The organism is Pinisolibacter sp. DMC19 (assembly GCF_056313985.1).
On record NZ_JBQUZF010000006.1, the window covers coordinates 242034 to 251473 of the forward strand.

A 9440-nucleotide genomic window follows, 5' to 3' on the forward strand; every position below is an offset into this window, starting at 1 on the left:
CGAACGATGTGGGCTTGACCGCAACCCGGCAATTCGTCGTCGGCGTGAATTTCTCATTGCCTCGAAGGGCGATGTTAACCGATGGTTAACCAAAAAAGCTTGGTCAATGGGTAATCCACAAACTGGGAGTTGAGTCGTGCCGCGTGGAAGAAAGCCAGGAAGCAAGAACGGCGTCGAGAAGGCCGTGAAACCGGGTCCCTCGATAGCCGCCACGCTGTTTGCTGCTGCCGACAAGCTGCGCGGCAACATGGATGCTGCCGAGTATAAGCATGTCGCTCTCGGCCTGATCTTCCTGAAGTACATCTCCGACCGGTTCGATGCCCGTATCGCGGAAGTCAAGGCGAACCCGGAGGAGGCTTTCCTCCTCGACGATCCCGACGCGGCCCGCGACCTGATCATCAGCGAGGGCATTTTCTTCGTGCCTGAGCGGGCGCGCTGGACTTTCCTCAAGGAGAACGCCACCAGCACCAAGCCGACCATCGGCGAGCTGATCGACCAAGCCATGATCGCGATCGAGGCGGAAAACCCGACGCTGAAAGGCGTACTGACCAAGAACTACGCCCGACAGGAGCTTGACCAGACCAAGCTCGGCGACGTGCTGAAGCTCTTCTCCGACATCAAGTTCGAAGACGCACATCAAGGCCAGGACGTGCTGGGCCGCGTCTACGAATATTTCCTCGGCGAGTTCGCCAAGCTGGAAGGCAAGCGCGGCGGGCAGTATTACACGGCTGGCTGCGTGGTGAAGCTGCTCGTCGCCATGCTCGAGCCCTTCAAAGGCCGCGTCTACGACCCCTGCTGCGGGTCTGGCGGCATGTTCGTGCAGTCCGAGCGCTTCGTCGAGGAGCACGCTGGCAAGCACGTCGACCCCCGGCAAGCTCGCGACCAGATCGCCGTCTATGGGCAGGAGAGTAACGCTACCACGTGGCGGCTCGCCAAGATGAACCTCGCCATCCGGGGCATCGAGGCCAATCTCGGCTCCAAATGGGCGGACACCTTCCACGAGGACCTACACAAGGGCCTCATGGCGAAATATGTGCTCGCCAATCCGCCCTTCAACGACAGCGACTGGGGCGGCGACAAGCTCAAGGGCGACGTCCGCTGGAAGTACGGCGTGCCGCCGGCCGGCAACGCCAACTTCGCTTGGCTCCAGCACATCGTCTACCACCTCGCGCCGGACGGGTATGCCGGCGTGGTACTGGCCAACGGCTCGCTCTCCACCCAGCAGTCCGGCGAGGGCGACATCCGACGTGCGTTGATCGAGGGCATCACCGTTGGCGAGGCAGGAAAGCAGATCCACTACCCCGGCCTCGTCGATTGCATCGTGGCGCTGCCGGGGCAGCTCTTCTCCACCACGCAGATCCCGGTCTGTCTGTGGTTCCTCACGAAGGACAAATCGAACGGCCTCTCGCGCGACAAGAAGCTGCGCGACCGGACGAGCGACATCCTGTTCATCGACGCGCGCAACCTGGGCGCGATGGTCTCCCGCACCATGAAGGAGCTGACCGACGCGGACATCGCCAAGGTCACGGACACCTACCACGCATGGCGCGAGGTGGGTGGGCGCTATGAAGACGTGCCCGGTTTCGCCAAGTCCGCGACCCTCGAAGAGGTCGAAGCGCAGGGCTTCGTGCTCACGCCGGGCCGCTACGTCGGCACCGAGGCGTCGGAGGAGGACGAAGAGAGCTTCGACGTCAAGATGACGCGGCTGTCCCGGGCGCTGCGCGAGCAGATGACCGAGGGCACGGCTCTGGACGAGCGCATCCGCAAGGCACTGGCGGGGGTCGGCCATGGCTGGTGAATGGTCGTATCTCACCCTTAGAGATGCTGGGGTTGTGCTCTTCGATTGCGATCACAGAACGCCCGAGGCGGCGGCGGCCGGCTACCCATATGTAACCATCCCCCAGATGAGAAACGGCGAGATCGACCTGAACTCAGCCCGGAAAATTTCGTCCTCAGACTTCGCCGAGTGGACGAAGAAGGCACGTCCACACGAGCATGACGTACTTCTGTCTCGGCGCTGCAATCCTGGTGAGACGGCTGTAGTCAGGAGTACGACAGAATTTGCCGTCGGCCAAAATCTAGTCCTGTTGCGTACCAATGGACACATAATTATGCCGACCTTCCTCCGGTGGCTTGTAAGGAGTCCATTTTGGTGGGAGCAGGTCGAAAAATATAGAAATCCAGGTGCTGTGTTCGATAGTTTGAAGTGCCGGGACATTGTTCGATTTGAGCTGTCTGTCCCTCCATTGGATGCACAAGAACGGATTGCTTCTATCCTTGGCTCTCTCGATGACAAGATCGAGTTGAACCGGCGCATGGCTACGACGCTGGAAGAGATGGCGCGGGCGCTGTTCAAGAGCTGGTTTGTGGATTTCGACCCCGTCCGAGCCAAAGCCAGTGCCCGCCCCACTGGCCTGCCCGATGCCACCGCTGCACTCTTCCCCGCCCGGTTCGGCGAGGATGGACTGCCGGAGGGGTGGACAAGGGTTCCGCTCCTCAATCATGCACGTCTTATCTCCGGGGGCACACCGAAGACCGAGGAAGCAGCTTACTGGGGCGGCCCAGTACTCTGGGCGAGTGCCAAGGACGTGAGCCAGTGCGACGATCGGTTCCTCACAAAGACTGAACGCACCATCACACGTCGCGGACTGGAAGAAAGCGCTACGCGTCTGGTGCCCGCGCTCTCGACCGTCGTTGTCGCGCGCGGAGCGACCACAGGAAGGCACTGCCTGTTTGGACGAGAAATGGCCATGAACCAGACCTGCTACGCACTCCATTCGGAGGCTCAGAAGCCGTTCTGGCTCTCCTGCACGTTCTCGGCACTGGTGAATGAGCTGGTGCATGGCGCGCATGGCTCGGTATTCGACACGATCACCACCACGACCCTTCAAACAGCAACAGTCATCTACGGCGGCGACGATGTCGTTTTCGCGTTCGAGCGCGCGGCTCAACCAATCTATGCGCGCATCCTGAACCTTGTCGAAGAAGCGGCTGTCCTCCGCAACCTCCGAGACACCCTCCTCCCCAAGCTCATCTCTGGCGAACTCCGCATCAAGGACGCCGAGAATGCGGTGGCAGCGGCATGACGGAGGCGCGGCTCGATCTCAGCTGGCGTCTCTTCGCCGATCCGCCGGACGAACCGGAAGCGCACTACGGCGCTATACTGGTGAACTACGGCGGCAACACCGCGCGTGATACCTACGATATGTCCATGTCCTACCGCATTGCGGCCTTCCGCCTGCTCGATGCGGCAGGAGAGCATGGTGAGGCGTGGGAGAGCGTCGACCCGATCTTGTTCTGCTTCCGGCATGCGCTGGAGCTAAACCTGAAGGTTCTCCACCAGGGACCGCGCCAGTGCGTCCACGGCCTGAAACCCATGGCCGATGCGCTGCATGAACGGTTGTCCACACGCTACTCGCCTGTTCATGTCGACTGGCTGCGCGACCGCATACGCGAGTTCGACACGTTCGACCCACGTTCGACGGCCTTCCGTTACGATGACGCCGCGCCTCCCTCTTTCCCGCCCGAGCTATGGGTCGATTTCGCCAAGCTCAGGCACATCATGAACACGGTGTTCGAGGCTCTGGACACGATCCATCGCCGCGACTTCGAGCTGGAGCGGGAGGACGCCTGAGGCATGCCCTACACGCTCCAGATGCTTCGCGCGCTCATCGAGGCCCACCCCGACCGAGCACAGCCCTTACTCATTCATGTCGAGGCGCTGGAGCGCAGCATCGAGAGCCAACCCGCCTTCTGCCTCCAGAGTGTCCGCACGCTGTTTGAGGCCGCACATGCCACCATCGGCCCGCACCTCGGCATCACCTTCGGCAAGGATGACCAGTTCCATCAGCGGACGCGATCGCTGCTGAACGCTATGGACTTCTCGGTGGCGGACCATCCCGAGGCAAACAAGATCAATGAGGCCATCACCCGGCTGCTGGGAAACATCAATGGTGCAGCGCATGCACTCGCTGAATTGAGCAACATCCCCAACATGCGCCATGGTGGGTCGCTCGATTGGGGCACTTTGCAGCGCCAGCACGCACTGATGCTCGGCGGCCTCTGTGACAGCCTCGTGGCGTTCCTCTTCGATGTTGCCTGGAGCCGCGCCACACCAGACGACCTCACCGGGGACAAGCCCGAATACGGCGACCATGACGCGTTCAATACCTATCTCGACTCGGAGTATGATCCCGTCGAGATCGCGGGCGCGGTTTTCGACCCCAGTTACGTGCTGTTTCACCTCGACGAAACGGCCTACGACGCGGCACGGATCGACTGGGAGGCAGAGCAAGCTGCCGAAGCAACCGAGGATAGGGAGTTCGCGGCATGACCCGCGTCGCCGTCAGTCCAGAACTGTTGCGCTGGGCGCGGGAGCGCGCCGGTGTGATGGTGGCTGACGAGTTGATGGGGCGCTTCCCACGCTTGCCGGAATGGGAGGCCGGAACATCGAGGCCCACCCTCAAGCAGTTGGAGGACTTCGCTCGCGCTGTACATGTGCCTTTCGGCTATCTCTTTCTCGCCGAGCCCCCGGACGAGCCCTTGCCGATCCCCGACTTCCGCACCCACGACGGGCGCGGCGTGCGTCGGGCCAGCCCCAACCTGATCGACATGCTCTACGCCTGCCAGGAGCGGCAGGGCTGGTATCGCGAGTTTTCGATCGCCAGCCGGATGCCCGAGGCGGACTTCGTAGGGAGCGCCAATCTCGAGCAGCGCCCGGAAGGTGTCGCAGCCTCGATGGCCCAGCGCCTCGGTTTCGAGCTTGCGGCCCGAGCCACCTGCCGGACTTGGGAGGAAGCGTTACGCCTCTTCATCGGGCAGGCGGAGAAACTGGGCGTGCTGGTGATGGTCAGCGGCATCGTGCTTTCCAACACCCACCGCGCGCTCGACCCGCAAGAGTTCCGGGGGTTCGCCCTGGCCGACAGGCGCGCACCGCTCATCTTCATCAACGGGGCGGACAGCAAGTCCGGCCAGATGTTCACGCTTGCTCATGAGCTCGCCCACCTCTGGCTCGGTGCGACCGCCCTCTCCGATGTGACCGCCGCGACGCTGAACGGCCATCGCCGTGAGGAAGTGTGGTGCAACGCCGTGGCGGCGGAGCTGCTCGTGCCGCTGGCCGCCTTCCGCTCAGCCCTACAACCCGGCGAGCCGACCAGCGCGGCGATGCAGCGTCTGGCGCGACAGTTCAAGGTCAGCACACTGGTGATCCTGCGGCGCCTGTTCGATGCCGGGGCGATCACACGCGATGCCTTCGGGCAGGCTTGGGCGATGGAGCGCGAACGCCTGCGCGCGCTGGCCGAAGCTGCGGGGGGAGGCGGGGGTGACTTCTACCGAACGACGCTCTCCCGCGTCGGCAAGCGCTTCGCTCGCGCGTTGGTCGAGAGCACGCTCGAAGGCCAGACCCTCTATCGCGACGCCTTCCGAATGTTGGGCGTGGCCAAGACCGAAACGTTCAACACCATCGGACGCGAGGTGGGGGCCATGCTGTGATGCGCTACCTGCTCGACACGAACATCTTCATCCAAGCCCGTAACCTTCACTACGGCTTCGATTTCTGCCCGGCCTTCTGGGAATGGCTGATCGCCCAGAACGCGGCGGGCGTGGTCGGAAGTATCGACAAGGTGGCCGACGAACTGGCGGCCGGCGGCGATGATCTCTCGGACTGGGCAAAGGCACGCGGTGATGCCTTTTTCCTCCCGCCGGATGATCCGATCGTTCCGGCGTTGGTTCGTGTCAGTTCGTGGGCGACAGGCCAGGCTTACGAGCGCGCGGCCATCGCGACTTTTCTTCAGGTCGCCGACTATTGGCTGGTGTCTCACGCCCTCGCACACCACTGCACCGTGGTGACCCATGAGGTGCCTTCGGACTCAGTCCGCAAGATCAAGATACCGAACGCCTGCATCGGACTGACTGTACCGTGCATCAGTCCCTACGAGATGCTCCGTCGCGAACGCGCCCGCTTCGTGCTCGGGCGCCCGGAGGCCGCATGATCGAAACCTACGCCACCCCTCCCGATAGCCTGCACGTGGGGTTGGCCGAGGAGGCGGTCGAGCTGGCGGCACTCTCGTGGTTCGAGCTGATCGGCTGGAAGAGCGTGCCCGGAGACTATCTCGCGCCGGACGGCCCCATGGGCGCGCGGACCGACTACCGCGAGGCGATCCTCGAACCGGAGTTGCGCAGCGCCATCGCCTCGCTGAACCCCGAGGCAACCGCCGACATGGTCAACTCCGCCGTGCTCAAGATCAAGGCATCGCAGAGCCAGGACCTGATCGAGAACAACCGGCTTTTCCATCCCTTCCTCGTCAGCGGTGTACCGGTCGAGGTGAACGAGAAGGGGACCACGCGCACCATCGGTGTCAGGATCATCGATCACGAGAGCCCGCAGGCCAACCGCCTGCTCGTCGCCAACCAGTTCATCGTGAAGGGCGAAAGAAACACCGTACGGGCGGACGTGACCGCCTTCATCAACGGCCTACCTGTCGCCGTGCTGGAGCTGAAGAGCCCGTCTGACGCGACCGCCACGCTGGAGAAGGCCCATAACCAGCTGACGACCTACAAGACGAGAGCGCCGGAGCTGATGCGCACCAATCAGGTGCTGGTGATCAGCGACGGCAGCAACGCGCGCATCGGATCGTTGACGGCGCAATTGGACCGCTTTGCCCCATGGCGGACAATCGACGGCACGGGCTTCGATGATGCCGGTCGCTCAGAGCTGGAGGTTCTGATCCGTGGCGTGTTCACACCCGAGCGGTTCATCGACCTGATCACCGACTTCATCGCCTTCGAGATCAAGGACGGCACCGTCAAGTCCAAGAAGCTCGCGGCTTACCACCAGTTCCATGCGGTCAGGAAGGCACTAGCCTCGACGCTCGCGGCCTCTCAGTCCGGCAGCCGGAAGGGCGGCGTGGTGTGGCACACGCAGGGGTCGGGCAAGTCCCTGACCATGCTGTTCTTCGTTCGCCAACTCCAACTCGCCAGGGCATTGAAGAACCCGACCATCGTGTTGGTCACGGATCGCAATGACCTCGACGACCAGCTGTTCGGGACGTTCGCCGATCATGGCGCAGCTCTGCGAGGCATCCCTCGGCAAGCCGAGACGGCGGAAGAGATGCGCCGACTACTTGCGGTGGACATCGGCGGACTGGTGTTCACGACCATCCAACGCTTCCGAGGTGAGGACGGCTCGCACCCGCTGCTCACCGACCGAAGCAACGTGATCGTCATTGCCGACGAGGCGCACCGCACCCAGTATGGTTTCAAGAAGCGCTATGTCGAAAGCGACGGCGGCTTGCGCGAGGCAGTGGGCTTCGCCGACTATATGCGACAGGCTCTGCCGTACGCGACTTTGGTGGGCTTCACCGGCACCCCAATCGAAGAGCGAGACAGGGACACCTACGGCACATTCGGCGAACTCATCGATACTTACGACATGACCCGCGCGGTGCACGACAACGCCACCGTCCCGATCCATTACACCGCCCGTCTCGCCCGTCTGCATCTCGCCCTCGATGACGGCGAACGTGCCCAACTCGACTCGCTCGCCGAGGAGCTTGCGGAGGGTGAAGATGCCGCAGTGGAGCGCATCAAGGGCAAGTTCGCTCGCTTCGAAGAGGTCGTCGGCTCGCCGGACCGGATCGCGCAGATCGCAGCCGACGTGGTAGACCACTTCGACACACGCCGTGCGGCCATGGCCGGCGGCAAAGGAATGATCGTGACGGTCAGCCGCCGCGTCGCCGTGATGCTCTACGACGAGATCGCCAAGCTCCGACCGGGATGGGTCGCAGCCGACACCGGCGACGACAAGGCCGGGATGACGAAGGTGGTGATCACCGGCAACCGTGCGGACGATCCACAGCCGTTGCAACCTCACCTGCGCAACAAGTCCCGCTTGGAGGCTCTCGCGACCCGGTTCAAGGACCCGTCGTCCGGCTTCGATTTGGTGATCGTACGCGATATGTGGCTGACCGGTTTCGACGCGCCGTCCCTGCACACTCTCTACATCGACAAACCGATGCGCGGACATGGCCTCATGCAGGCAATAGCGCGGGTCAACAGGGTATGGGGCGAGAAGCCCGGTGGGCTGGTGGTCGACTACCTGGGGATCGGTTCGGAGCTGAAGGCAGCCTTGGAGAAGTATACCCAGGGTGATCGCGACCAAGTGCGTATGGATCCCGACGAAGCGGTCCGACAGGCACTCACGTTCTTGGAAAGTGCTCTGGCGCTGCTGGGGGGCGTCACGTGGAAGGGCTTCTTCGCCGCGCCTCCGACGACCCGCTTGACGATCCTGAAGCAGTGCCTCGAACACTTGCTGGCAACCGGCATGCGGGATGCCTTCATCGAGACTGGCTTCAAGCTGGAAGTTGCTTACGCGATCAGCGCGGGCGACGACCGCGTCAAGGCCCGCGCGCACGAAATTGCGTTGGTTGTGGCGCTCCGCGCCAACTTGGCAAAGTACACCGCAGGCACGGGCCGGAGCCGCGCCACAGTGGAGCTCGAAATTCGGCAGTTGTTGTCAAAGGCGGTCATGGCTGATGGCATCCTCGACGTGTTCAAATCAGCAGGACTTGACCAGCCGGACCTCTCGATCTTCTCGGAGGAGTTCCTCTCCGAAGTACGCGGCACGAAGCAGAAGAACCTCGCCATCGAAACCCTGCGGCGGTTGCTCGCCGACGAGATCAAGGCGCACGCGCGGACGAACATAATCCAGTCGCAGAAGCTGAGCGAGCGCTTGGACGAGACATTGCGCAAGTACCACAATCGTGCGGTCGACAGCGTGCAGGTCATTGAGGAATTGATCGCGCTTGCCAACGATATCCGCGCCAATGCAGCGCGGGCAGTGGAACTGGGGTTATCGCAGGAGGAAGTCGCCTTCTATGAAGCGCTCGCCGAGAACGGGTCTGCTCGCGAACTGATGGCCCATGAGACGTTGCGCACTCTTGCACGACTGTTGGTTCAGACCATCCGTGACTCGGCAACAATCGACTGGACCCGAAAGGAGGGCGTTCGGGCCAAGATGCGCATTGAGGTTCGGAAGTTGCTGGCCCGTTACGGCTACCCGCCCGACCTACAGAAAGCAGCGGTCGACTTGGTGGTCCGGCAAGCCGAGACCATCGCTGCCGACTGGGGCTGAGTTTGACGCAGGGCTACCCACGCCGCTCTGCAGGTCAACGGAACATTGAAGCAGGCCCTATCTCTCGGGTGTGTGGAGCGTGGCCGTAAGTGCTGGGGTGTTGGGGTGCTGTGCAATCGGGTGCACGCGCATGGAACGGCGCAAGCTCGCACTGCCACTCGCTCGCCTAACATCGTGATGATCAATGCGTTGCTGTCGTGCAGCCAGCGAATATCCGATGCAGTTACGGGATGTGACGTTGCCCCTCAGGCCTAATCCAGTTTGAAGTTCGCTCTGGCCCAACTCGAGGACCAGAGCATGAGGCGTAGCC

Annotated in this window: 7 protein-coding genes; all 7 read left to right on the forward strand. The window is 62.7% G+C overall.

The window, feature by feature from the left end; all coding sequences use genetic code 11:
• Positions 1-184 precede the first annotated feature (184 nt).
• Genes ACT53U_RS16060 through ACT53U_RS16090 form a run of 7 tightly spaced genes read left to right on the forward strand, consistent with a single transcriptional unit; the run spans position 185 to position 9130 of the window.
• A complete protein-coding gene (locus tag ACT53U_RS16060; protein WP_476156770.1) occupies positions 185-1798 on the forward strand; it encodes a type I restriction-modification system subunit M in 1614 nt (537 codons plus the stop codon).
• A complete protein-coding gene (locus ACT53U_RS16065) occupies positions 1788-3086 on the forward strand; it encodes a restriction endonuclease subunit S (RefSeq protein WP_476156772.1) in 1299 nt (432 codons plus the stop codon). Before ACT53U_RS16060 ends, ACT53U_RS16065 begins: the two co-directional genes overlap by 11 nt.
• Positions 3083-3634 carry a hypothetical protein gene (locus ACT53U_RS16070; RefSeq protein ID WP_476156774.1) on the forward strand — a complete coding sequence of 184 codons (552 nt, stop codon included), beginning with the start codon at positions 3083-3085 and terminating at the stop codon, positions 3632-3634. Before ACT53U_RS16065 ends, ACT53U_RS16070 begins: the two co-directional genes overlap by 4 nt.
• Before the next feature lie 3 nt (positions 3635-3637).
• Entirely contained in the window at positions 3638-4333 is a 696-nt protein-coding gene (locus ACT53U_RS16075) for an abortive infection family protein (RefSeq protein ID WP_476156776.1), read from the forward strand.
• Complete coding sequence (locus tag ACT53U_RS16080) at positions 4330-5490, forward strand: ImmA/IrrE family metallo-endopeptidase (protein WP_476156778.1); 1161 nt, start codon at positions 4330-4332, stop codon at positions 5488-5490. The genes ACT53U_RS16075 and ACT53U_RS16080 overlap by 4 nt, the downstream gene beginning before the upstream one ends.
• Positions 5490-5990 (forward strand): DUF4411 family protein, encoded by a 501-nt coding sequence (locus ACT53U_RS16085; protein ID WP_476156780.1) that lies wholly within the window; start codon positions 5490-5492, stop codon positions 5988-5990. Before ACT53U_RS16080 ends, ACT53U_RS16085 begins: the two co-directional genes overlap by 1 nt.
• Entirely contained in the window at positions 5987-9130 is a 3144-nt protein-coding gene (locus tag ACT53U_RS16090; protein WP_476156782.1) for a type I restriction endonuclease subunit R, read from the forward strand. Before ACT53U_RS16085 ends, ACT53U_RS16090 begins: the two co-directional genes overlap by 4 nt.
• Positions 9131-9440 lie beyond the last annotated feature (310 nt).